34 protein-coding genes are annotated in these 21511 nt (G+C 34.2%); all 34 read left to right on the plus strand.

The features are described from left to right. The first annotated feature begins 9 nt into the window (after positions 1–9). Positions 10–2166 carry an elongation factor G gene (fusA, locus tag CLU82_RS12320; protein WP_100843380.1) on the plus strand — a complete coding sequence of 719 codons (2157 nt, stop codon included), beginning with the start codon at positions 10–12 and terminating at the stop codon, positions 2164–2166. Positions 2167–2177: 11 nt separating this feature from the next. After that, entirely contained in the window at positions 2178–2483 is a 306-nt protein-coding gene (gene rpsJ, locus CLU82_RS12325) for a 30S ribosomal protein S10 (protein ID WP_007803605.1), read from the plus strand. Positions 2484–2638: 155 nt separating this feature from the next. Further along, a complete protein-coding gene (rplC, locus tag CLU82_RS12330; protein ID WP_100843381.1) occupies positions 2639–3256 on the plus strand; it encodes a 50S ribosomal protein L3 in 618 nt (205 codons plus the stop codon). Further along, entirely contained in the window at positions 3256–3885 is a 630-nt protein-coding gene (rplD, locus tag CLU82_RS12335; protein ID WP_100845022.1) for a 50S ribosomal protein L4, read from the plus strand. Before rplC ends, rplD begins: the two co-directional genes overlap by 1 nt. A 6-nt stretch (positions 3886–3891) precedes the next feature. Next, positions 3892–4182: a 50S ribosomal protein L23 gene (rplW, locus tag CLU82_RS12340; protein ID WP_066081040.1), complete on the plus strand. Its 291-nt coding sequence runs from the start codon at positions 3892–3894 to the stop codon at positions 4180–4182. Between the two features lie 6 nt (positions 4183–4188). After that, the gene (gene rplB, locus CLU82_RS12345; RefSeq protein WP_100843382.1) at positions 4189–5013 is read left to right on the plus strand and encodes a 50S ribosomal protein L2; all 825 of its coding nucleotides are present in this window, start codon (positions 4189–4191) and stop codon (positions 5011–5013) included. A 6-nt stretch (positions 5014–5019) separates the two neighbouring features. Beyond that, the gene (gene rpsS / locus CLU82_RS12350; protein WP_024981511.1) at positions 5020–5298 is read left to right on the plus strand and encodes a 30S ribosomal protein S19; all 279 of its coding nucleotides are present in this window, start codon (positions 5020–5022) and stop codon (positions 5296–5298) included. A 6-nt stretch (positions 5299–5304) separates the two neighbouring features. After that, a complete protein-coding gene (gene rplV, locus CLU82_RS12355) occupies positions 5305–5718 on the plus strand; it encodes a 50S ribosomal protein L22 (protein WP_100843383.1) in 414 nt (137 codons plus the stop codon). 2 nt (positions 5719–5720) lie between these two features. Next, positions 5721–6476 (plus strand): 30S ribosomal protein S3, encoded by a 756-nt coding sequence (rpsC, locus tag CLU82_RS12360; RefSeq protein WP_100843384.1) that lies wholly within the window; start codon positions 5721–5723, stop codon positions 6474–6476. A 19-nt stretch (positions 6477–6495) separates the two neighbouring features. Further along, positions 6496–6921, plus strand: a complete 426-nt coding sequence (rplP, locus tag CLU82_RS12365; RefSeq protein ID WP_007803637.1) for a 50S ribosomal protein L16 — start codon at positions 6496–6498, stop codon at positions 6919–6921. 13 nt (positions 6922–6934) lie between these two features. Further along, positions 6935–7126 (plus strand): 50S ribosomal protein L29, encoded by a 192-nt coding sequence (rpmC, locus tag CLU82_RS12370; protein WP_100843385.1) that lies wholly within the window; start codon positions 6935–6937, stop codon positions 7124–7126. A gap of 12 nt (positions 7127–7138) precedes the next feature. Further along, positions 7139–7399, plus strand: a complete 261-nt coding sequence (rpsQ, locus tag CLU82_RS12375) for a 30S ribosomal protein S17 (protein ID WP_100843386.1) — start codon at positions 7139–7141, stop codon at positions 7397–7399. Between the two features lie 2 nt (positions 7400–7401). Further along, positions 7402–7770 (plus strand): 50S ribosomal protein L14, encoded by a 369-nt coding sequence (gene rplN / locus CLU82_RS12380; RefSeq protein WP_100843387.1) that lies wholly within the window; start codon positions 7402–7404, stop codon positions 7768–7770. 11 nt (positions 7771–7781) lie between these two features. Next, positions 7782–8096, plus strand: a complete 315-nt coding sequence (gene rplX / locus CLU82_RS12385; RefSeq protein ID WP_100843388.1) for a 50S ribosomal protein L24 — start codon at positions 7782–7784, stop codon at positions 8094–8096. Positions 8097–8098: 2 nt separating this feature from the next. Then, positions 8099–8650, plus strand: a complete 552-nt coding sequence (gene rplE / locus CLU82_RS12390; RefSeq protein WP_100843389.1) for a 50S ribosomal protein L5 — start codon at positions 8099–8101, stop codon at positions 8648–8650. Positions 8651–8653: 3 nt separating this feature from the next. After that, on the plus strand, positions 8654–8923 hold the full coding sequence (gene rpsN / locus CLU82_RS12395) for a 30S ribosomal protein S14 (RefSeq protein WP_026707007.1): 270 nt from the start codon (positions 8654–8656) through the stop codon (positions 8921–8923). 105 nt (positions 8924–9028) lie between these two features. Next, a complete protein-coding gene (gene rpsH / locus CLU82_RS12400; RefSeq protein ID WP_100843390.1) occupies positions 9029–9427 on the plus strand; it encodes a 30S ribosomal protein S8 in 399 nt (132 codons plus the stop codon). Positions 9428–9445: 18 nt separating this feature from the next. Beyond that, the gene (gene rplF / locus CLU82_RS12405; RefSeq protein ID WP_100843391.1) at positions 9446–9988 is read left to right on the plus strand and encodes a 50S ribosomal protein L6; all 543 of its coding nucleotides are present in this window, start codon (positions 9446–9448) and stop codon (positions 9986–9988) included. An 11-nt stretch (positions 9989–9999) separates the two neighbouring features. Then, on the plus strand, positions 10000–10350 hold the full coding sequence (gene rplR / locus CLU82_RS12410; RefSeq protein WP_100843392.1) for a 50S ribosomal protein L18: 351 nt from the start codon (positions 10000–10002) through the stop codon (positions 10348–10350). A 4-nt stretch (positions 10351–10354) separates the two neighbouring features. Then, on the plus strand, positions 10355–10882 hold the full coding sequence (gene rpsE, locus CLU82_RS12415; protein WP_100843393.1) for a 30S ribosomal protein S5: 528 nt from the start codon (positions 10355–10357) through the stop codon (positions 10880–10882). Between the two features lie 12 nt (positions 10883–10894). After that, positions 10895–11077, plus strand: coding sequence for a 50S ribosomal protein L30 (rpmD, locus tag CLU82_RS12420; protein WP_100843394.1), 183 nt, complete (start codon positions 10895–10897; stop codon positions 11075–11077). A gap of 11 nt (positions 11078–11088) precedes the next feature. Further along, the gene (rplO, locus tag CLU82_RS12425) at positions 11089–11541 is read left to right on the plus strand and encodes a 50S ribosomal protein L15 (protein WP_100843395.1); all 453 of its coding nucleotides are present in this window, start codon (positions 11089–11091) and stop codon (positions 11539–11541) included. A 14-nt stretch (positions 11542–11555) separates the two neighbouring features. Next, complete coding sequence (secY, locus tag CLU82_RS12430; RefSeq protein WP_100843396.1) at positions 11556–12902, plus strand: preprotein translocase subunit SecY; 1347 nt, start codon at positions 11556–11558, stop codon at positions 12900–12902. Positions 12903–12905: 3 nt separating this feature from the next. Then, positions 12906–13121: a translation initiation factor IF-1 gene (infA, locus tag CLU82_RS12435; protein WP_007136545.1), complete on the plus strand. Its 216-nt coding sequence runs from the start codon at positions 12906–12908 to the stop codon at positions 13119–13121. Between the two features lie 12 nt (positions 13122–13133). Further along, on the plus strand, positions 13134–13250 hold the full coding sequence (ykgO, locus tag CLU82_RS12440) for a type B 50S ribosomal protein L36 (protein WP_008992256.1): 117 nt from the start codon (positions 13134–13136) through the stop codon (positions 13248–13250). 2 nt (positions 13251–13252) lie between these two features. Continuing rightward, the gene (gene rpsM / locus CLU82_RS12445) at positions 13253–13627 is read left to right on the plus strand and encodes a 30S ribosomal protein S13 (protein WP_100433334.1); all 375 of its coding nucleotides are present in this window, start codon (positions 13253–13255) and stop codon (positions 13625–13627) included. A gap of 8 nt (positions 13628–13635) precedes the next feature. Further along, complete coding sequence (gene rpsK, locus CLU82_RS12450; protein ID WP_024981527.1) at positions 13636–14019, plus strand: 30S ribosomal protein S11; 384 nt, start codon at positions 13636–13638, stop codon at positions 14017–14019. Between the two features lie 92 nt (positions 14020–14111). Next, positions 14112–14717 carry a 30S ribosomal protein S4 gene (rpsD, locus tag CLU82_RS12455; protein WP_100843397.1) on the plus strand — a complete coding sequence of 202 codons (606 nt, stop codon included), beginning with the start codon at positions 14112–14114 and terminating at the stop codon, positions 14715–14717. A gap of 21 nt (positions 14718–14738) precedes the next feature. Continuing rightward, entirely contained in the window at positions 14739–15731 is a 993-nt protein-coding gene (locus CLU82_RS12460) for a DNA-directed RNA polymerase subunit alpha (protein ID WP_035637337.1), read from the plus strand. 64 nt (positions 15732–15795) lie between these two features. After that, positions 15796–16284, plus strand: coding sequence for a 50S ribosomal protein L17 (gene rplQ / locus CLU82_RS12465; RefSeq protein WP_100843398.1), 489 nt, complete (start codon positions 15796–15798; stop codon positions 16282–16284). Positions 16285–16552: 268 nt separating this feature from the next. Beyond that, the gene (gene carA / locus CLU82_RS12470; RefSeq protein ID WP_100843399.1) at positions 16553–17656 is read left to right on the plus strand and encodes a glutamine-hydrolyzing carbamoyl-phosphate synthase small subunit; all 1104 of its coding nucleotides are present in this window, start codon (positions 16553–16555) and stop codon (positions 17654–17656) included. Between the two features lie 118 nt (positions 17657–17774). After that, the gene (gene eno, locus CLU82_RS12475) at positions 17775–19067 is read left to right on the plus strand and encodes a phosphopyruvate hydratase (protein ID WP_100843400.1); all 1293 of its coding nucleotides are present in this window, start codon (positions 17775–17777) and stop codon (positions 19065–19067) included. 153 nt (positions 19068–19220) lie between these two features. Next, a complete protein-coding gene (locus CLU82_RS12480) occupies positions 19221–20495 on the plus strand; it encodes a citrate synthase (protein WP_100843401.1) in 1275 nt (424 codons plus the stop codon). A 72-nt stretch (positions 20496–20567) separates the two neighbouring features. After that, a complete protein-coding gene (locus tag CLU82_RS12485; RefSeq protein ID WP_100843402.1) occupies positions 20568–21482 on the plus strand; it encodes a dimethylarginine dimethylaminohydrolase family protein in 915 nt (304 codons plus the stop codon). The last annotated feature ends 29 nt before the right edge of the window (positions 21483–21511 follow it).

The following is a 21511-nucleotide window of genomic DNA, read 5'->3' on the forward strand; positions in this document are numbered from 1 at the left end:
TCTTAAGAAATGGCTAGAGAACTTAAATATACAAGAAATATAGGAATTGCTGCTCACATTGATGCTGGTAAAACAACAACAACAGAGCGTATATTATTCTATACTGGAAAATCACACAAAATTGGTGAAGTACACGATGGTGCTGCAACAATGGACTGGATGGCACAAGAGCAAGAAAGAGGTATTACAATTACTTCTGCTGCTACAACTTGTGAATGGAATTTTCCAACTACTCAAGGTAAAATTTTACCTGAAACATTGCCTTATCACTTTAATATTATCGATACTCCAGGACACGTTGACTTTACAGTTGAAGTAAACCGTTCTTTGCGTGTTCTTGATGGTTTGGTTTTCTTGTTTAGTGCTGTTGATGGTGTTGAGCCTCAATCGGAAACTAACTGGAGACTTGCTGATCAGTACAGAGTGCCACGTATTGGTTTCGTTAATAAAATGGATAGACAAGGTTCTAACTTTTTGATGGTTTGTCAACAAGTAAGAGATATGTTGAAATCAAATGCAGTTGCGATCACTTTGCCAATTGGTGAAGAAAATGATTTCAGAGGTGTTGTGGATTTAGTAAGAAATCAAGCTATTGTTTGGGATGATGCTGGAATGGGAGCAACTTATGAAGTTGTTGATATTCCTGCTGACATGCTTGACGAAGTAAAAGAATACAGATCAATTCTTATTGAAGCAGTTGCTGACTATGATGAGAATTTGCTTGAAAAATTCATGGAAGATGAAAGCTCTATTACAGAGGAAGAAATCAACGTGGCATTAAGAGCAGCTGTAATGGATATGGCAATCATTCCTATGATTGCTGGTTCTTCTTTCAAAAACAAAGGAGTTCAATTCATGTTAGATGCAGTATGTAAATACTTGCCTTCTCCAATGGATAAAGAAGGTATTGAAGGGATTCATCCTGATGATGCTGAATTATTAGAAGAGGATCAAACTAAAATCTTGCGTAAGCCAGATGTTAAGGAGCCATTCGCTGCTTTAGCATTTAAAATTGCTACTGACCCATTCGTAGGTCGTTTAGCTTTCTTCCGTGCTTATTCAGGGCGTTTAGATGCTGGTTCTTATGTTTTGAACACACGTTCAGGAAATAAAGAAAGAATTTCTCGTATCTACCAAATGCACGCTAACAAACAAAATCCAATCGAATATATTGAGGCTGGAGATATTGGAGCTGCTGTTGGATTTAAAGATATTAAAACTGGAGATACATTGTGTGATGAAAAACACCCAATTATTCTTGAGTCTATGAAATTCCCTGCTCCGGTAATTGGTATCGCTATTGAGCCAAAAACTAAAGCTGATGTAGATAAAATGGGTATGGCTTTGGCTAAATTAGCTGAAGAAGATCCTACTTTTACTGTTAGAACGGATGAGGCTTCAGGACAAACTATTATCTCTGGTATGGGTGAGCTTCACTTGGATATCTTGGTTGATAGAATGAAACGTGAATTCAAAGTTGAAGTAAACCAAGGTGAGCCTCAAGTTGAATATAAAGAAGCTTTTACAAAATCTGCTGTTCATAGAGAAACGTACAAAAAGCAATCAGGTGGTCGTGGTAAATTCGGTGATATCGTATTTAAATTAGAGCCAGCTGAAGAAGTTGATGGAAAAGTTCCTAATGGATTACAATTTGTTAACGCTGTAAAAGGTGGAAACGTTCCTAAAGAATATATTCCATCTGTAGAAAAAGGTTTTAGAGAAGCTATGAAAACAGGTCCTTTAGCGGGATACCAAGTTGATAGTTTAAAAGTAACTTTAACTGATGGATCTTTTCACCCTGTGGATTCTGATGCTCTTTCTTTTGAATTGGCGGCTAGAATGGGTTATAGAGAAGTTGCTAAAGCTGCTGGAGCTGTAATTCTTGAGCCAATCATGAAAATGGAAGTTATTACACCAGAAGAAAACATGGGAGATATCGTTGGTGATATTAACCGTCGTAGAGGTCAGGTAAATGACATGGGTGATAGAAATGGAGCTAAAACTATTAAAGCTGATGTGCCTTTATCGGAAATGTTTGGATATGTAACAACATTGAGAACATTGTCTTCAGGTAGAGCTACTTCAACAATGGAGTTTTCTCACTATGCAGAAACGCCTTCTAATATTTCAGAAGCGGTAATTAAAAAAGCAAAAGGTAACGCTTAATTCTTAAGAAAATGAGTCAAAAAATCAGAATAAAACTAAAATCTTACGATCACATGTTGGTAGATAAGTCTGCTGAAAAGATTGTAAAAACAGTAAAAACTACTGGTGCTGTTGTAACTGGGCCAATCCCATTGCCAACTCACAAAAAACTTTTTACAGTATTGCGTTCTCCACACGTAAACAAAAAAGCGAGAGAGCAATTTGAAGTAATGTCATATAAGAGATTAATTGATATTTATTCATCTTCATCTAAAACTATTGATGCTTTAATGAAACTTGAATTGCCAAGTGGAGTTGAAGTTGAAATCAAAGTTTAAGTACTTTAGAGTAATAAAAGGACGCCGTTTTTAGGTAAAAAATATTTTTTTGGTTTGTGTGTAAATAAGTTATATCTTTGCACCCACTTAAAAAAATAGGATTTGCTTAAAAGCAGCGTTCTATATTTATATTTAATAATTAATAATTAATATTTATGTCTGGGTTAATTGGTAGAAAAATCGGCATGACTAGTATTTTCGATGAAAACGGGAAGAATATTCCTTGTACAGTAATTGAAGCTGGTCCATGCGTTGTTACCCAAGTCAGAACCAAAGGTGTTGACGGGTACGAAGCGTTGCAACTTGGTTTCGATGACAAAAACGAGAAACATTCCACAAAAGCGGCTGTAGGTCACTTTAAGAAAGCTGGAACTGTTGCTAAGAAAAAAGTCGTTGAATTTCAAGATTTTGCAACTGAACAAAAATTAGGAGATCTTATTGATGTTTCTATTTTCGCAGAAGGAGAATTTGTAGATATACAAGGTGTGTCTAAAGGTAAAGGTTTTCAGGGGGTTGTAAAACGTCACGGTTTTGGTGGTGTTGGTCAAGCAACTCACGGTCAACACAATCGTTTAAGAGCGCCAGGTTCTGTAGGAGCTTCTTCTTATCCATCTAGAGTATTCAAAGGAATGCGTATGGCTGGAAGAATGGGAGGAGATAATGTAAAAGTTCAAAACCTTAGAGTTTTAAAAGTAGTTTCTGATAAGAACTTACTTGTTGTTAAAGGATGTATTCCTGGATGCAAAAACTCTTATGTAATCATTCAGAAGTAATGGAAGCAAAAGTATTAGATTTCAATGGAAAAGATACTGGAAGAAAAGTTCAACTTTCTGATTCAGTATTCGGTATAGAGCCAAACAATCACGCAGTATATCTTGATGTTAAGCAATATCTTGCTAACCAACGTCAAGGGACGCACAAAGCTAAAGAAAGAGCTGAAGTTGCAGGATCTACTCGTAAAATAAAAAAACAAAAAGGAACTGGTACTGCTCGTGCGGGTAGTGCAAAGAATCCATTGTTTAAAGGTGGTGGAACAGTTTTCGGACCAAGACCAAGAAGTTATTCATTCAAATTGAATAAAAGCTTGAAAAGATTGGCTAGAAAATCTGCTTTCTCAATTAAAGCAAAAGAATCGAACATTATCGTTCTTGAAGACTTTAATTTTGAAACGCCAAACACTAAAAATTTCATTAACGTTTTGAAATCTTTAGAGTTAGAAAACAAAAAATCATTGTTTGTGTTGGGTGATACGAATAAAAACGTATATTTGTCGTCACGTAATTTAAAAGCATCAAACGTGGTAAGTAGCTATGAATTAAGCACTTATGCTATTTTAAATGCTAATAATTTAGTGCTTTTAGAGAGTTCTTTAGAAGTAATTGAAGAAAATTTAAGTAAATAATAGGATATGAGCATCATAATTAAACCTATAGTAACGGAAAAAGTAACCAAAGAAAGTGAAGTTTTAAACCGCTTCGGATTCGTTGTTGACAAGAAAGCAAACAAAGTACAAATTAAGAAAGCTATTGAAGCTGCTTATGGAGTAACTATTTTGAGTGTTAACACAATGAATGTGAGACCGGATAGAACTACAAAATACACTAAAAGTGGTTTGATCAGTGGAAAGACTAACGCAATTAAGAAAGCGATTGTTCAAGTACAAGAAGGAGAAACAATTGATTTTTACAACAATATCTAAGATAAAATGTCAGTAAGAAAATTAAAACCTATTACCCCAGGTCAGCGATTTAGAGTTGTGAATGGTTATGACGCCATTACAACTGATAAGCCGGAACGCTCTTTGATAGCGCCGATAAAAAACTCTGGAGGTAGAAATAGTCAAGGAAAGATGACCATGCGTTATACGGGTGGTGGTCACAAGCAGAGATATCGTATTATTGATTTCAAACGTACAAAGGAAGCAATTCCAGCTATCGTGAAATCAATCGAATACGATCCAAATCGTACTGCATTTATCGCTTTATTAGCTTATGCTGATGGTGAGAAAACTTATATTATTGCTCAAAACGGATTGAAAGTTGGTCAGAAAGTAGTTTCTGGTCCAGAATCTCAACCTGAAATTGGTAATACTTTACCTTTAAGCAGAATTCCTTTAGGAACTGTTATATCTTGTATCGAATTGAGACCAGGACAAGGAGCTGTAATCGCTCGTTCTGCTGGAACATTTGCTCAATTAATGGCAAGAGATGGAAAATATGCTACAATTAAAATGCCGTCAGGAGAAACAAGATTAATCTTGTTGACTTGTTCAGCTACAATTGGAGCAGTATCTAATTCTGACCACCAATTAGTTGTATCTGGAAAAGCAGGTAGAACAAGATGGTTGGGTAGAAGACCTAGAACAAGACCTGTTGCAATGAACCCTGTCGATCACCCAATGGGTGGTGGTGAAGGACGTTCTTCTGGTGGACATCCACGTTCTAGAAACGGTATACCTGCTAAAGGTTATAGAACTCGTTCTAAGAAAAACCCGAGTAACAAGTACATTGTAGAACGTAGAAAGAAATAATAAGATATGGCACGTTCATTAAAAAAAGGACCTTTCGTTCATTATAAGTTAGAAAAGAAAGTTGAAGAAAACATCGCAGGTGGAAACAAAGGAGTAGTAAAGACTTGGTCTAGAGCTTCTATGATTACTCCAGACTTTGTTGGACAAACTATCGCAGTTCATAACGGTCGTCAATTTGTACCAGTTTACGTAACTGAAAACATGGTAGGTCACAAATTAGGAGAATTTTCACCAACTAGATCTTTTAGAGGTCATGCTGGAGCAAAAAATAAAGGTAAAAAATAAGAAGCAATGGGAGTTCGTAAAAGAGAAACAGCAGATGCGAGAAAAGAGGCTAATAAGTCTATTGCTTTCGCAAAATTGAATAACTGCCCTACTTCACCTAGAAAAATGCGCTTAGTAGCGGACTTGGTAAGAGGTCAGAAGGTAGAAAGAGCACTTAACATATTAAGATTCAGTTCGAAAGAAGCTTCAAGAAAATTAGAAACATTATTATTATCTGCAATCAATAACTGGGAGCAAAAAAATAGTGAAGGTAATCTTGAAGAAGCTGGATTATTTGTTAAAGAAATCCGTGTGGATGGTGGAATGATGTTGAAAAGACTTCGTCCAGCTCCACAAGGTAGAGCACACAGAATTAGAAAACGTTCTAACCACGTAACAATCGTGTTAGGAGCTATCAATAACACACAAAGCAATTCTTAAGCATGGGACAAAAGACAAATCCAATTGGAAATAGACTTGGTATCATCAGAGGATGGGACTCAAACTGGTATGGTGGAAATGATTACGGTGATAAGTTAGCCGAAGATTCAAAAATCAGAAAGTATATCCATGCTCGTTTATCAAAAGCTAGTGTATCAAAAGTAATCATCGAGAGAACTTTGAAACTTGTAACCGTTACTATCACTACTGCAAGACCTGGTATCATTATCGGGAAAGGTGGACAAGAGGTAGACAAGTTGAAAGAAGAACTTAAAAAGATTACTGACAAAGAGGTTCAAATCAACATCTTTGAAATTAAAAGACCTGAACTTGACGCGTATCTAGTTGCTACAAGCATCTGTCGTCAAATCGAAAGCCGTATTTCTTACAGACGTGCAATCAAAATGGCTATTGCTGCTTCTATGCGTATGAACGCTGAAGGTATCAAAGTTTTGATTTCTGGTCGTTTGAACGGTGCAGAGATGGCTCGTTCAGAGGGTTTCAAAGAAGGACGTATTCCTCTATCAACTTTCAGAGCTGACATTGATTATGCTTTGGCTGAAGCTCACACTACTTATGGTAGAATGGGGATCAAAGTATGGATCATGAAAGGTGAAGTTTACGGGAAGAGAGATCTTTCTCCACTTGCTGGAATGGATAAAAAACAAGCTGGTGGGGGTAAAGGTGGTGATTCTCCAAGAGGAGATAGAAAACCTTTTAACAAAGGTGGTAAACCAGACGCTCGTAAAAGAAAGTAATTTTTTAAATTAAAGAAAAATGTTACAACCTAAAAGAACAAAATACCGTAAGGTACAAAAAGGTAAGATGAAAGGTAACTCTCAAAGAGGGCATGAACTTTCTAATGGAATGTTTGGTATTAAATCTGTTCACGAAGATGGAATGTTCTTAACTTCACGTCAAATCGAAGCTGCGCGTATTGCTGCAACTCGTTTTATGAAAAGAGAAGGACAATTATGGATCAAAATATTTCCAGACAAACCTATCACTAAGAAACCTCTTGAGGTACGTATGGGTAAAGGTAAAGGTGCCGTTGAATATTGGGCTGCCGTTGTTAAACCCGGAAGAATTATGTTTGAAGTTGGAGGAGTTCCTTTATCAGTTGCAAAAGAGGCGTTACGTCTTGCAGCTCAAAAGCTTCCAGTAAAAACTAAGTTCGTCGTTGCTAGAGATTTCGAAGCATAATCTATATTATATTATGAAACAATCAGAAATAAAAGATCTTTCTGCAGCGGAGTTGCAAGAAAAACTTAGCCAAACTAAGAAGGCATATGCTGATCTAAAAATGGCTCACGCTATTTCTCCAATTGAGAACCCACTTCAAATTAGAAGTGTAAGAAGAGCAGTTGCAAGATTAGCTACAGAACTTACTAAAAGAGAATTACAATAATTCTGCTGAAAGATGGAAGAAAAAAGAAATTTAAGAAAAGAAAGAGTTGGGGTTGTTACTTCAAACAAAATGGATAAATCCATTGTAGTTGCTCAAGTAACAAGAGTAAAACACCCATTATACGGTAAGTTCGTGTTGAAAACAAAGAAATTTGTTGCACATGACGAAACAAACGACTGTAACATAGGAGATACTGTAAGAATTAGCGAAACGCGTCCTTTGAGTAAATCAAAATGTTGGAGATTAGTTGAAATCTTAGAAAGAGCTAAATAATTATGGTACAACAAGAATCAAGACTAAAAGTAGCAGATAACACAGGAGCTAAAGAAGTTTTAACTATCCGTGTTTTAGGAGGTACCAAAAGAAGGTATGCCTCTGTTGGAGACAAGATTGTAGTATCAATTAAAGACGCTGCCCCTAACGGAAACGTTAAAAAAGGAGCCGTTTCAACTGCAGTTGTTGTACGTACCAAAAAAGAAGTAAGAAGAGCTGATGGTTCTTATATCCGTTTCGATGACAATGCATGTGTTCTTTTGAACGCTGCAGGGGAAATGAGAGGAACTCGTGTTTTTGGTCCGGTTGCAAGAGAACTTCGTGAAAAACAATTCATGAAAATTGTATCATTAGCACCAGAAGTGCTTTAATTCGTTTTAAGATGATAAAGCTAAAAATAAAAACTGGAGATATCGTAAGAGTAATTGCTGGAGACCATAAAGGTGAGGAAGGTAAAGTTTTACGTGTTTACCGTGAGAAAAACAAAGCGATTGTTGAAGGTGTAAACTTAGTTTCTAAACATACGAAACCTAGTGCAAAAAGCCCTCAAGGTGGTATTGTAAAAAAAGAAGCTTCTATTCAAATATCTAACATTTCTCTAATTGATCCTAAAACTAAGGAAACAACAAGAGTAGGTATTAGAGTTGAAGGAGATAAGAAAGTAAGATTTTCAAAAAAATCTAATCAAGTACTATAGTAATGGCATATATACCTAGACTAAAAGAAGAATATAAGAGTAGAGTTATCTCTGCTCTTAAAGAAGAATTCGGTTACACAAACGTTATGCAAGTTCCAAAACTTGAAAAAATCGTTTTGAGTAAAGGAGTTGGTGCAGCAGTATCTGATAAAAAATTGATTGACTATGCAGTTGATGAATTAACAAAGATTACTGGACAAAAAGCAGTATCTACTATTTCTAAGAAAGACGTTGCGTCTTTCAAATTGAGAAAAGGGATGCCTATTGGAGCAAAAGTTACTTTACGTGGAGAAAGAATGTATGAGTTTTTAGATAGACTTATTACTTCTTCATTACCACGTGTTAGAGATTTCAGTGGAATTAAAGCTACTGGTTTTGATGGAAGAGGAAACTACAATCTTGGTGTTTTAGAGCAAATCATTTTCCCTGAAATTGATATTGACAAAGTAAATAAAATATCTGGAATGGACATTACTTTTGTAACTTCTGCTGCTACAGACAAAGAAGCAAAATCGTTATTGACTGAATTAGGTTTACCTTTTAAAAAGAATTAAGATATGGCTAAAGAATCAATGAAAGCCCGTGAGGTTAAGAGAGAAAAAACGGTAGCTAAGTATGCTGAGAAAAGAAAAGCTTTGTTAGAAGCTGGAGATTTCGTAGGTTTGCAGAAATTACCGAAAAATGCTTCGCCAGTTCGTTTGCACAATCGTTGTAAATTGACAGGTAGACCAAGAGGGTATATGCGTCAATTCGGTATTTCACGTGTTACATTCCGTGAAATGGCTAACAATGGACTAATACCAGGTGTTAAAAAAGCATCTTGGTAGAAAAATATTCAGACGTGGGGTAACTCACGTCTGTTTTTCACATTTATAAACTGGTTTCAGGTTCGCCTACGTTTAGTCGAAAACCGTTACCGCAAATCAATACATATGTATACAGATCCAATTGCAGATTATTTGACGAGAGTTAGAAACGCTGTGGCTGCAAACCACAAAGTTGTCGAAATTCCAGCATCTAATCTAAAAAAAGAAATAACAAAGATCTTATTTGATCAAGGTTATATCTTAAGTTACAAATTTGAAGATAACTCTGTTCAGGGTTCAATCAAAATTGCTTTGAAGTATGATAAAGATACTAAAGAGCCTGTAATCAAAGATATCCAAAGAATTAGTAAACCAGGTTTACGTAAGTATGCAGGTGCTTCTAAAATCCCAAGAATCCTTAATGGATTAGGAATTGCTATTGTTTCAACTTCTAAAGGTCTTATGACTGGAAAAAAAGCGAAACAATTAAATGTAGGTGGAGAAGTAATTTGTTACGTATACTAATTTTAAAGACTATATAAGATGTCAAGAATAGGTAAAAGCCCAGTAACAATACCAGCTGGTGTAACTATTACAGTTGCAGATGGTATTATTACTGTAAAAGGAAAAAACGGTCAACTATCTCAGGAGTTTTCGGACGTAACTGTAAAAGTTGAAGGGGATCAAGTTCTAGTAGAAAGATCTTCTGATCATAAAGACCAGAGAGCAAAACATGGTTTGTACAGATCTTTAATTAATAACATGGTTATTGGTGTAACAGAAGGTTTTACAAAATCTTTAGAATTGGTTGGAGTTGGTTATAGAGCTTCAAATCAAGGACAAAAATTAGATTTAGCACTTGGGTTCTCTCACAATATTGTATTAGAAGTAGCTCCAGAGGTAACTCTTGAAACTATCTCTGAAAAAGGTAAAAACCCAATTGTGAAATTAACATCATTGGATAAACAACTTTTAGGTCAAATTGCTGCGAAAATTAGAGGTTTCCGTAAGCCAGAGCCGTACAAAGGAAAAGGTGTTAAATTTGTAGGTGAAGTATTAAGAAGAAAAGCAGGTAAATCAGCTTAAAAAATAAGATTATGTCATTAACAAAACCTGAAAGAAGACAACGTATTAGATTCAGAATTAGAAAAACGATTAGTGGTATTGCCACTAAACCGAGACTATCTGTTTTTAGAAGTAACAAAGAAATTTACGCTCAATTAATTGATGATGTAAACGGAGTTACTATATTAGCTGCTTCTTCAAGAGAAAAAGAAATTGGAAACGGTACGAATATTGAAGTTGCTACTGCAGTTGGAAAACTTATTGCAGAAAAAGCTTTAAAAGCGGGTATAAATGATGTTACTTTCGATAGAGGAGGTTACTTATACCACGGTCGTATTAAATCATTAGCGGAAGGCGCGAGAGCGGCTGGACTTAAATTCTAATAGTATGTCTAATAGTAAATACAAGAATATAGAGTTGGTAAAACCAAGTGGTCTTGAATTAAAAGATCGTTTGGTAAGTGTAAATCGTGTTACTAAGGTTACAAAAGGTGGTAGAGCTTTCGGTTTTTCTGCTATTGTAGTTGTAGGTGATGAAAACGGAGTAGTTGGTCACGGATTAGGAAAGTCTAAAGACGTTTCTGAAGCAATTGCGAAAGCAGTGGAAGATGCTAAGAAAAATTTAGTAAAAATTCCTTTGAATGGACAATCTGTTCCTCACGAACAAAAAGGTAAATTTGGTGGTGCACGTGTATTCTTAATTCCTGCCTCTCATGGTACAGGGGTTATTGCTGGTGGAGCTGTTCGTTCAGTTCTTGAATCAGTTGGAATTCATGATGTATTGTCTAAATCTCAAGGATCTTCAAATCCTCACAACGTAGTAAAAGCAACTTTTGATGCTTTATTACAAATGAGAAGTGCTTACACTGTTGCAAAACAAAGAGGTGTTTCTTTAGAAAAAGTTTTTAAAGGTTAATTCAAGGAAATTATGGCTAAATTATTAGTAAAACAAGTTAGAAGTCAAATCAACTGTCCCCTTACTCAAAAAAGAGGATTAGAGGCTTTGGGTCTTCGTAAAATGGGTCAAGTTGTAGAACACGATTCAAATCCAACTATCCTTGGAATGATAAATAAAGTTAAACACTTAGTTTCTGTTGAAGAAACTAAATAACAAATACTGTTATGAATTTAAGTAACTTACAACCTGCTGAAGGTTCTACACACAATCAAAATAAAAGATTAGGTAGAGGAGAAGGTTCTGGAAAAGGTGGTACCGCTGCACGTGGACACAAAGGAGCAAAATCTCGTTCTGGTTATTCTAAAAAGATTGGTTTTGAAGGAGGTCAAATGCCACTTCAAAGACGTGTGCCTAAGTTTGGTTTCACTAACATCAATCGTAAAGAATACGAAGGTGTTAATCTTGATACTCTTCAATTATTGGTTGATAATGGAGTAATTACAGATACTGTTGATATGACAGTTTATGTGGCTAATCGTCTTGCTACTAAAAATGAAATCGTTAAGATTTTAGGTAGAGGAGAATTGAAAGCAAAATTAAAAGTAACTGCTCACAAATTTACTGCTACTGCAAAAGCTGCTATTGAAGCTGCTGGTGGAGAAGCTGTAATCATGTAATTCCTAGAATTAAGATGAAGAAATTTATTGAATCAATAAGTAATGTTTGGAAAATAGAAGAACTAAAGAATAGAATTTTAATTACTTTAGGTCTGCTTTTAGTTTATCGTTTTGGTGCTCATGTTACGCTACCGGGAATTGACGCAACTCAATTAACAGGATTAGCTGGGCAAACAAAAAATGGATTAGGATCTATTCTAGACATGTTTACCGGAGGTGCATTTTCTAAAGCTTCAGTTTTTGCTTTGGGAATTATGCCTTATATTTCTGCATCTATTGTTGTGCAACTTATGGGAATTGCTATTCCTTATTTGCAAAAACTACAAAGTGATGGAGAGAGTGGTAGAAAAAAAATCAATCAAATTACCCGTTGGTTAACTATTGTTATCACTTTGGTACAAGGTCCAACTTATATCTACAATCTTTACAGAACTTTACCTAGTTCAGCTTTCATCTTGGGATTTAATTCTTTTGAATTTTTATTTTCTTCAGTAGTAATCTTAGTTACAGGTACAATTTTTGCCATGTGGTTAGGAGAAAAAATTACTGATAAAGGTATCGGAAATGGTATTTCCCTTTTGATAATGGTTGGTATTTTAGCTAGGTTGCCACAAGCTTTTATTCAAGAATTTACAACAAGAGTTACTAATAATAATGGTGGACCAATGTTATTGGTAGTTGAAATCATTATTTGGTTACTTGTAATTATTTCTTGTGTATTACTTGTGATGGCAGTTAGAAAAATCCCGGTACAGTACGCTCGTCGTACAACATCTGGTGATTTCGAACAAGATATGATGGGTGGTAACAGACAATGGATTCCATTAAAGCTTAATGCATCTGGTGTAATGCCAATTATATTTGCACAAGCTATTATGTTTATACCTGCTGCTGTTGCTGGTTTGTCTAAATCAGATGCTTCACAATCTATTGTTGGTGCTTTTAGTAATATGTTCGGATTCTGGTATAATTTCTTATTTGCAACATTAATTGTTGTATTTACTTTCTTTTATACTGCAATTACGGTTCCTACTAATAAGATGTCTGATGATTTAAAGAGAAGTGGTGGTTTTATACCAGGTATTAGACCAGGTGTTGAGACTTCAGATTATCTTGATAAAGTGATGTCTTTAATAACTTTTCCAGGATCTTTATTTCTTGCTTTGATAGCTGTGTTCCCAGCAATTGTTGTAAGTCTTATGGATGTTCAACAATCTTGGGCTATGTTTTTTGGAGGGACTTCATTGATAATTATGGTTGGAGTTGCAATAGATACTATTCAGCAAATTAATTCATACTTGTTGAATAAGCATTATGATGGTTTGATGAAAAGTGGTAAAAATAGAAAAGCGGTAGCTTAATTTATGGCAAAACAATCAGCAATAGAACAAGACGGATCAATCATCGAAGCATTGTCAAATGCGATGTTCCGTGTAGAGTTAGAAAATGGACATATTGTAATTGCTCATATTTCTGGAAAAATGCGAATGCATTATATCAAATTATTACCTGGTGATAAAGTGAAACTAGAAATGAGTCCTTACGATTTGTCAAAAGCAAGAATTACTTATAGATATTAAAGGATATTCACTATGAAAGTTAGAGCATCAGTAAAAAAGAGAAGTCCCGAGTGCAAAATTGTGCGTAGAAAAGGGAGATTGTACGTAATAAACAAAAAGAATCCTAGATTTAAACAAAGACAAGGATAATTATGGCAAGAATAGCAGGGGTAGATATCCCAAAAAATAAGAGAGGTGTTATAGCACTTACCTATATCTTCGGATTAGGAAGAAGTAGAGCAATTGAGATTTTAGAAAAAGCTCAAGTTAGCCAAGATAAAAAAGTTCAAGATTGGAATGATGACGAGATCGGAGCAATTCGTGAAGCAGTTGGAACATTCAAAATTGAAGGTGAATTACGTTCTGAAGTTTCTTTGAACATCAAACGTTTAATGGATATTGGATGTTATAGAGGTATCCGTCATAGATCTGGTCTTCCATTAAGAGGACAAAGAACTAAAAACAACTCTAGAACAAGAAAAGGTAAAAGAAAAACTGTTGCTAACAAGAAAAAAGCAACTAAATAATAAGTAATATGGCTAAAGCAACTGCAAAAAAACGTAAAGTTATCGTTGAATCAACGGGAGAAGCTCATATTTCTGCTACCTTCAATAACATCATCATTTCTTTGACTAACAAAAAAGGTGAAGTTATTTCTTGGTCTTCAGCTGGTAAAATGGGTTTCAGAGGTTCTAAAAAGAATACTCCATACGCAGCTCAAATGGCAGCAGAAGATTGTAGTAAAGTAGCTCTTGAAGCTGGACTTAAAAAAGTTAAAGTTTATGTAAAAGGACCAGGAAACGGACGTGAGTCTGCTATCCGTTCTTTACATAACGGTGGAATTGAAGTAACTGAAATCATTGATGTTACTCCAATGCCTCACAACGGATGTCGTCCTCCAAAAAGACGTAGAGTATAATACTCAAATAAATTATAGTATAATAAAGGTAGAATAACGATTATTGAAGGATAAGACCTGAATTCTTAATCTCTACCTTAAATTTTTTTAAAATGGCAAGATATACTGGTCCAAGTACAAGAATCGCACGTAAATTCGGCGAAGCAATTTTCGGAGATGATAAAGCTTTCGAAAAAAGAAATTACCCTCCTGGACAACACGGGATGGCAAAAAAAAGAGGAAAAAAATCTGAGTTTGCTATCCAGTTAATGGAAAAGCAAAAAGCTAAATATTCTTATGGAATTTTAGAAAAACAATTCAGAGGTTTATTCAAAAAAGCATCAGCTACTAAAGGTGTTACTGGTGAAGTTTTATTACAATTGTGTGAAGCAAGATTGGATAATGTAGTTTTCAGAATGGGTATTGCTCCTTCTAGAAGAGGTGCTCGTCAAATCGTTTCTCACAGACACGTTACTGTAAATGGTGAAGTGGTTAATATTCCTTCTTACCACCTTAGACCTGGTGATAAAGTTGCAGTTCGTGAAAAATCTAAATCTTTAGAGGCTATCGAACGTTCTTTATCTAATTCAAGTCATGTTTATGAATGGATTACTTGGAATCAAGATCTTAAAGAAGGAACTTTCGTTTCTGTACCTGCAAGACTTCAAATTCCAGAAAACATTAAAGAACAATTAATCGTAGAGTTGTACAACAAATAATAATTGACTTAGTCGAAATTTATGGCAATATTTAATTTTCAGAAGCCCGATAAAGTTATCATGATCGATTCAACCGATTTTGAAGGTAAATTTGAATTTAGACCTTTAGAACCTGGTTACGGATTGACCGTTGGTAATGCACTTAGAAGAGTTTTGCTTTCAGCATTAGAAGGTTATGCAATTACATCTGTCCGCATAGAAGGTGTAGATCATGAGTTTTCTACTATTTCAGGAGTTGTTGAAGACGTTACCGAGATTATCCTTAATCTTAAACAAGTACGTTTCAAACGTCAAATTGAAGATATCGATAATGAATCAGTTACTATTTCTGTTTCAGGTAAAGACCAATTAACAGCTGGTGATTTTCAAAAATTTATTTCAGGTTTCCAAGTTTTGAACCCAGAACTAGTTATCTGTAATTTAGATAGTAAAATCAAATTAAACTTTGATTTAACTATTGAAAAAGGTAGAGGATATGTTCCTGCTGAAGAGAACAAAAAACAAAATGCTGCAATAGGAACTATATTTACTGACTCAATTTTTACTCCGGTAAAAAATGTTAAGTATGCAATTGAAAACTTCCGTGTAGAGCAAAAAACAGATTATGAAAAATTAGTTTTTGAAATTAAAACTGATGGTTCAATCAATCCTAAAGATGCTCTTACTGAAGCTGCAAAAGTTTTAATTCACCATTTCATGTTGTTTTCTGATGAAAGAATTACACTAGAGGCTGACGAAATTGCACAAACAGAATCTTATGACGAAGAGTCATTACACATGAGACAATTGCTTAAAACTAAGCTTGTTGATATGGATCTTTCTGTTAGAGCATTAAATTGTTTGAAAGCGGCTGAAGTTGATACACTTGGTGATTTAGTATCGTTCAATAAAAATGACCTAATGAAATTCCGTAATTTCGGTAAAAAATCTTTGACTGAACTAGATGAACTAGTTGCAATCAAAAATTTGACTTTCGGAATGGATTTAGCAAAATACAAACTAGATAAAGAATAAACTACTTCGTATTTTGCTCTCCATAGAGGATAGAAGCAAGATGAAGGTTTAAAAAAAACACGTCATGAGACACGGAAAAAAATTCAATCACTTAAGCAGACAGACAGCTCATAGAAGTTCTATGTTAGCTAATATGGCTTGTTCTCTTATCGAGCACAAACGTATTAATACTACTGTTGCTAAAGCTAAAGCGCTTAAACAATTCGTTGAGCCGCTTATAACAAAATCAAAATCTGATACTACTCACAATCGTCGTATCGTTTTTGCTTACCTACGTAGTAAATATGCAGTAACTGACTTGTTCAGAGATGTAGCTGCTAAAGTAGGTGACCGTCCAGGTGGATACACTCGTATCATTAAAGTTGGAAATCGTTTAGGAGATAATGCTGATATGGCAATGATCGAATTAGTAGATTTCAATGAACTTTACAACGGAGGTAAAAAAGAAGTTACAAAAGCAAAAAGCCGTCGTGGTGGAAAAGCTAAAAAAGCGGATGCAGCTACTGAAGCTCCAGCTGCTGAAGCGGAACCTACAACTGACGCAGCTGAATAATTATGAAAATAATCATTCAATAATAATAAAGGATAAGCTATTTATAGTTTATCCTTTTTTTTTGTAAAATAAATAAGCATTTTTTGGCAAAGCTTAAAAATTTGCATTTAGGATCGCAGTTATATTTTTTAATGAATATGCTTTTTTAAAACATTTTATTACCTTTTTGTTACTCTATAGTCTAAGGTTTTAAATTCCCTGAATTATTCATAAAAAACATTGCGTCCACTGTTTTAAAAATTTAAATTTGCACAATATTAAATTACATATGAAATATACAACACGAAAAAGCGCTATTCTTTTATTAAGTGACGGAACTATATTCCACGGTAAATCAATTGGAATCACTGGAAAAACATTTGGTGAAGTTTGTTTTAATACCGGTATGACTGGATATCAGGAGATTTTTACAGATCCGTCTTATTTTGGTCAATTAATGGTTGCTACAAATGCTCATATTGGAAATTATGGGGTAAATGATAAAGAAGTTGAATCTAATAGCATTAAAATTGCAGGTTTAGTTTGTAAAAATTTCAGCTTTAATTATTCAAGAGCTGATTCATCAGGGAGTTTGGAAGATTATTTCGCTAAACAAAATTTGATTTGTATTTCTGATGTTGATACACGTGCGCTGGTAAGTTATATACGTGATAATGGAGCTATGAATGCTGTTATTTGTACTGATGATACTCCTATAGAAGAATTAAAAGCATTATTGGCTGAAGTTCCAGATATGAAAGGATTGGAATTAGCTTCTAAAGTGTCTACATTAGAGCCTTATTTTTATGGAAATGAAAATGCTACGTATAAAATTGCTGCTTTAGATTTAGGAATAAAAGAAAACATTCTTAGAAATTTGGCAAAAAGAGACTGTTACATTAAAGTTTTCCCTTATAACACATCTTATTCCGAATTGGCTTCTTTTAACCCAGATGGTTTTTTCTTATCTAACGGTCCTGGAGATCCAGATCCATTGGAAAGTGCAATAGAAGTTGCTAAAGAGATACTTCAAAATAATAAACCTTTGTTTGGTATTTGTTTAGGTCACCAAGTTATTGCTTTGGCAAATGGTGTTTCGACATATAAAATGTTCAATGGTCATAGAGGTATTAATCATCCTGTGAAAAATATAATTACGGGCAAAGGAGAAATTACTTCTCAAAATCATGGTTTTGCTGTGAACAAAGAAGAATTAGATCAACACCCTGATTTAGAAATTACACATTTGCATTTGAATGACGGAACAGTTGCAGGAATGCGAATGAAAAATAAGAATTGTTTTTCTGTGCAATATCACCCTGAAGCAAGCCCTGGGCCGCACGATTCTTCTTATCTTTTTGATCAGTTTATAGAAAATATCAAATCTGTATAAGACTAAAACGTTATCGTTAATAAATAAAATCATATTAACGTTTTAAGAATGAAGACTAATGAATTTTTTTACTTAATTTTGAGTAAAATACAAATTAATAACATAAAAAATAAGAATAATGAGTATTATTGTTAAAATTCACGCAAGACAAATTTTCGATTCAAGAGGAAATCCTACAGTAGAAGTAGATGTAGTAACAGAAAACGGAGTTTTAGGAAGAGCTGCTGTTCCATCTGGAGCGTCGACTGGTAAATTCGAAGCAGTAGAGTTACGTGACGGAGGGAATTCTTTTTTAGGAAGAGGTGTTTTAAAAGCGGTTGAAAATGTAAATACTAAAATTGCTGAAGAATTAGTTGGTACATCTGTTTTTGAACAAAACTTGATTGACCAAACAATGATTGATTTGGATGGTACACCAAACAAAGCCAATTTAGGAGCAAATGCTATTCTTGGAGTTTCTCTTGCTGTTGCAAAAGCAGCTGCTAATGAATTAGGATTACCTTTGTATAGATATGTAGGTGGGGTTTCTGCAAATACTTTGCCGGTTCCAATGATGAATATTATCAATGGAGGTTCGCATTCTGATGCGCCTATTGCATTTCAAGAATTTATGATTTTCCCTGTAAAAGCAACTTCTTTTACACATGCTATGCAAATGGGAACTGAGATTTTTCACAATCTTAAAAAAGTATTACACGATAGAGGTTTAAGTACTGCTGTTGGTGATGAAGGAGGATTTGCTCCAAACTTAGCTGGTGGAACTGAAGATGCTTTAGATACTATCAAATTGGCAGTTGAAAAAGCGGGTTATTCTTTTGGAGATGAAATTATGGTAGCTTTAGATTGTGCTGCTTCAGAATTCTATGTTGACGGAAAATATGATTATTCTAAATTTGAAGGACCAACAGGAAAAATTAGAACTTCTGCAGAGCAAGTTGATTATTTGGCTGAATTAGCTGCTAAATATCCAATTATCTCTATTGAAGATGGAATGGATGAAAATGACTGGGATGGATGGAAATTATTAACAGAAAAAATCGGAACTAAAACTCAATTAGTTGGTGATGATTTATTTGTTACTAATGTTGAACGTTTGTCAACAGGAATTGAAAAAGGAATTGCAAACTCAATTTTAATTAAAGTAAACCAAATTGGAACTTTAACTGAGACTATTGCAGCAGTAAATATGGCTAAAAATGCAGGTTATACTTCAGTAATGTCTCACCGTTCAGGAGAAACAGAAGATAATACAATTGCTGATTTAGCAGTAGCTTTAAACTGTGGTCAAATCAAAACTGGTTCAGCTTCTCGTTCTGATCGTATGGCAAAATATAATCAATTATTGAGAATTGAAGAGGAATTAGGGAATTCTGCATATTTTCCTGGGAAAAATGCCTTTAAAATAAAGTAATTGTAATGATTTTATAGTAATTGAGCCATTCGTCTATGATGAATGGCTTTTTTATTGAATTTTTAACAAATTCATTATCTAATTAGTTTTTAAATTACTTAGAAATTACTTAGATTTGGTAAATTAAAAATTAAATTTTATTTCATAAATAATATGTCAAAAATAGCAATATTAGAAATCGATGGTAATAGGTTTGAGCTTCCAGTTATTGTAGGAAGTGAGAACGAGGCAGCCGTTGATATTAGTAAATTACGAGATATGTCTGGTGTAATTACACTTGATCCAGGTTACAAAAATTCAGGTGCTTGTAAAAGTGAAATTACCTTTTTGGATGGAGAACTTGGGATTTTGCGTTATAGAGGATACTCAATAGAAGATTTGGCTGAAAAATCTCATTTTTTGGAAGTTTCGTATTTAATAATTTTTGGAGAATTACCTTCTAATGAAAAATTAGAGCAATTTGAAAATGATATTAGAAGACATACTTTAGTTAGTGAAGAAATGAAGATCATTTTGGATGGTTTTCCAAGAACTGCTCATCCAATGGGAGTATTGTCTGCTTTGACTAGTGCTTTAACAGCTTTTAATCCTAAATCTGTTGATGCAAGTAATGAAAAAGAAATGTATGATGCAGTTTGTAAAACTATTGCTAAATTTTTAGTTATTGCTACTTGGACTTATAGAAAAAGTATGGGGTATCCTTTGAATTATTATGATAATACAATTGGATATGTTGAGAATTTTATGAGTTTGATGTTTAAGTTGCCTACAGCGCCATATACAGCTAATCCTGTTATTATAGATGCTTTAGATAAACTATTCATTCTTCATGCAGATCATGAGCAAAACTGCTCAACTTCTACAGTTAGAATGGTAGGGTCTTCACATGCTGGTCTCTTTGCTTCAATTTCTGCGGGTGTTTCTGCTTTATGGGGACCTTTACACGGAGGAGCAAATCAAGCTGTTCTAGAAATGTTAGAGGAAATACATGCTAATGGTGGTGATGCTGATAAATATTTAGCGAAAGCAAAAGATAAAAATGATACTTTTAGATTAATGGGATTTGGTCATAGAGTTTATAAAAACTTTGATCCTAGAGCAAAAATCATTAAAAAAGCGGCAGATGAAGTACTTTCAACTTTAGGTGTTAATGATCCTATTCTTGAAATTGCTAAAAAATTAGAAGCAGCAGCATTAGAAGATGAGTATTTCAAATCAAGAAATTTATATCCTAATGTTGATTTTTATTCAGGTATTATTTATAGAGCTTTAGGAATTCCAACTGATATGTTTACCGTATTATTTGCAATTGGAAGATTGCCAGGTTGGATTGCTCAATGGAAAGAAATGAGAGAAAATAAAGAACCGATCGGTAGACCAAGACAAGTTTATACTGGATATCCTTTAAGAGAATATGTTAAAGAATAAAGCATAAAATAGATTATCAAAGCTTCACTTTATAGTGGAGCTTTTTTTTTATCTTTGGCGAAAGTTTAAAAAATGCTAGAATTAAATATAAAAAATGAAACCTCAAGGTTAAGGACGGTAGTATTAGGTTCTGCAATAAATAATGGACCAACACCAAAAATTGGCGAAGCATATGATCCTAAATCTTTGGAGCATATTTTAGCTAATACTTATCCAATTGAAGCTGATATGGTTATCGAGATGGAAGCTTTTAATTCTGTTTTTAAAAAATATGGAGTAACGGTATTACGTCCAGAAATGATTGAAAATTATAATCAGATATTTACAAGAGATATTGGTTTTGTTATCGATGATGTTTTTATTAAGTCCAATATTTTACCAGATCGAAAAAGAGAATTGGACGCTATTCAGTACGTGATTGATCAGGTAAATCCAGCAAAAGTAGTTCGCCCACCAGAAGAAGTTCATATTGAAGGAGGGGATGTAATGCTTTGGAATGATTATGTTTTTATTGGAACATATAAGGGAAGTGATTATGCTAGCTACATTACGGCAAGAACCAATTTGCATGGTGTCAATTTTATAAAAGACTTATTTCCAAATAAAATTGTAAAAGAATTTGATTTAGTGAAATCTAGAATTGAAGCGCGTGATAATGCACTACACTTGGACTGTTGTTTTCAACCAGTTGGGAAAAACAAAGGAATTATTTATAAAAGAGGATTTAGAGAAGAAGCTGATTATATGTTTTTGGTTGACCTTTTTGGTAAAGAAAATTTGTTTCATATTACAAGGGATGAGATGTATAATATGAATTCTAATGTGTTTTCGATTGATAATAACGTAGTTGTTTCTGAGAAAAATTTTACCAGATTAAATAATTGGTTGCGAGCAAATGGATTTATTGTAGAGGAAATTCCATATGCTGAAATTTCGAAGCAAGAAGGCTTGTTAAGATGCTCTACTTTGCCATTAATAAGAGATTAATAATTTGTTTTGAGTTTTATTGTCTAACT

This window comes from Flavobacterium sp. 5 (genome assembly GCF_002813295.1).
In the GTDB taxonomy this organism is placed as follows: Bacteria; Bacteroidota; Bacteroidia; order Flavobacteriales; family Flavobacteriaceae; genus Flavobacterium.

Coding starts and splice junctions, on each gene's coding strand:
- rpsK (WP_024981527.1), top strand. CDS start 13,636: ATGGCTAAAGCAACTGCAAAAAAACGTAAAGTTATCGTTGAATCAACG.
- CLU82_RS12460 (WP_035637337.1), top strand. CDS start 14,739: ATGGCAATATTTAATTTTCAGAAGCCCGATAAAGTTATCATGATCGAT.
- rpsN (WP_026707007.1), top strand. CDS start 8,654: ATGGCTAAAGAATCAATGAAAGCCCGTGAGGTTAAGAGAGAAAAAACG.
- rplW (WP_066081040.1), top strand. CDS start 3,892: ATGAGCATCATAATTAAACCTATAGTAACGGAAAAAGTAACCAAAGAA.
- ykgO (WP_008992256.1), top strand. CDS start 13,134: ATGAAAGTTAGAGCATCAGTAAAAAAGAGAAGTCCCGAGTGCAAAATT.
- rpsE (WP_100843393.1), top strand. CDS start 10,355: ATGTCTAATAGTAAATACAAGAATATAGAGTTGGTAAAACCAAGTGGT.
- CLU82_RS12480 (WP_100843401.1), top strand. CDS start 19,221: ATGTCAAAAATAGCAATATTAGAAATCGATGGTAATAGGTTTGAGCTT.
- fusA (WP_100843380.1), top strand. CDS start 10: ATGGCTAGAGAACTTAAATATACAAGAAATATAGGAATTGCTGCTCAC.
- rplO (WP_100843395.1), top strand. CDS start 11,089: ATGAATTTAAGTAACTTACAACCTGCTGAAGGTTCTACACACAATCAA.
- rplB (WP_100843382.1), top strand. CDS start 4,189: ATGTCAGTAAGAAAATTAAAACCTATTACCCCAGGTCAGCGATTTAGA.
- rplN (WP_100843387.1), top strand. CDS start 7,402: ATGGTACAACAAGAATCAAGACTAAAAGTAGCAGATAACACAGGAGCT.
- rplP (WP_007803637.1), top strand. CDS start 6,496: ATGTTACAACCTAAAAGAACAAAATACCGTAAGGTACAAAAAGGTAAG.
- secY (WP_100843396.1), top strand. CDS start 11,556: ATGAAGAAATTTATTGAATCAATAAGTAATGTTTGGAAAATAGAAGAA.
- rplD (WP_100845022.1), top strand. CDS start 3,256: ATGGAAGCAAAAGTATTAGATTTCAATGGAAAAGATACTGGAAGAAAA.
- rpmD (WP_100843394.1), top strand. CDS start 10,895: ATGGCTAAATTATTAGTAAAACAAGTTAGAAGTCAAATCAACTGTCCC.
- rpsM (WP_100433334.1), top strand. CDS start 13,253: ATGGCAAGAATAGCAGGGGTAGATATCCCAAAAAATAAGAGAGGTGTT.
- rplE (WP_100843389.1), top strand. CDS start 8,099: ATGGCATATATACCTAGACTAAAAGAAGAATATAAGAGTAGAGTTATC.
- rpsJ (WP_007803605.1), top strand. CDS start 2,178: ATGAGTCAAAAAATCAGAATAAAACTAAAATCTTACGATCACATGTTG.
- eno (WP_100843400.1), top strand. CDS start 17,775: ATGAGTATTATTGTTAAAATTCACGCAAGACAAATTTTCGATTCAAGA.
- CLU82_RS12485 (WP_100843402.1), top strand. CDS start 20,568: ATGCTAGAATTAAATATAAAAAATGAAACCTCAAGGTTAAGGACGGTA.
- rplR (WP_100843392.1), top strand. CDS start 10,000: ATGTCATTAACAAAACCTGAAAGAAGACAACGTATTAGATTCAGAATT.
- rpmC (WP_100843385.1), top strand. CDS start 6,935: ATGAAACAATCAGAAATAAAAGATCTTTCTGCAGCGGAGTTGCAAGAA.
- rplQ (WP_100843398.1), top strand. CDS start 15,796: ATGAGACACGGAAAAAAATTCAATCACTTAAGCAGACAGACAGCTCAT.
- rpsS (WP_024981511.1), top strand. CDS start 5,020: ATGGCACGTTCATTAAAAAAAGGACCTTTCGTTCATTATAAGTTAGAA.
- rpsC (WP_100843384.1), top strand. CDS start 5,721: ATGGGACAAAAGACAAATCCAATTGGAAATAGACTTGGTATCATCAGA.
- carA (WP_100843399.1), top strand. CDS start 16,553: ATGAAATATACAACACGAAAAAGCGCTATTCTTTTATTAAGTGACGGA.
- rplV (WP_100843383.1), top strand. CDS start 5,305: ATGGGAGTTCGTAAAAGAGAAACAGCAGATGCGAGAAAAGAGGCTAAT.
- rpsH (WP_100843390.1), top strand. CDS start 9,029: ATGTATACAGATCCAATTGCAGATTATTTGACGAGAGTTAGAAACGCT.
- rpsQ (WP_100843386.1), top strand. CDS start 7,139: ATGGAAGAAAAAAGAAATTTAAGAAAAGAAAGAGTTGGGGTTGTTACT.
- rplF (WP_100843391.1), top strand. CDS start 9,446: ATGTCAAGAATAGGTAAAAGCCCAGTAACAATACCAGCTGGTGTAACT.
- rplX (WP_100843388.1), top strand. CDS start 7,782: ATGATAAAGCTAAAAATAAAAACTGGAGATATCGTAAGAGTAATTGCT.
- rplC (WP_100843381.1), top strand. CDS start 2,639: ATGTCTGGGTTAATTGGTAGAAAAATCGGCATGACTAGTATTTTCGAT.
- rpsD (WP_100843397.1), top strand. CDS start 14,112: ATGGCAAGATATACTGGTCCAAGTACAAGAATCGCACGTAAATTCGGC.
- infA (WP_007136545.1), top strand. CDS start 12,906: ATGGCAAAACAATCAGCAATAGAACAAGACGGATCAATCATCGAAGCA.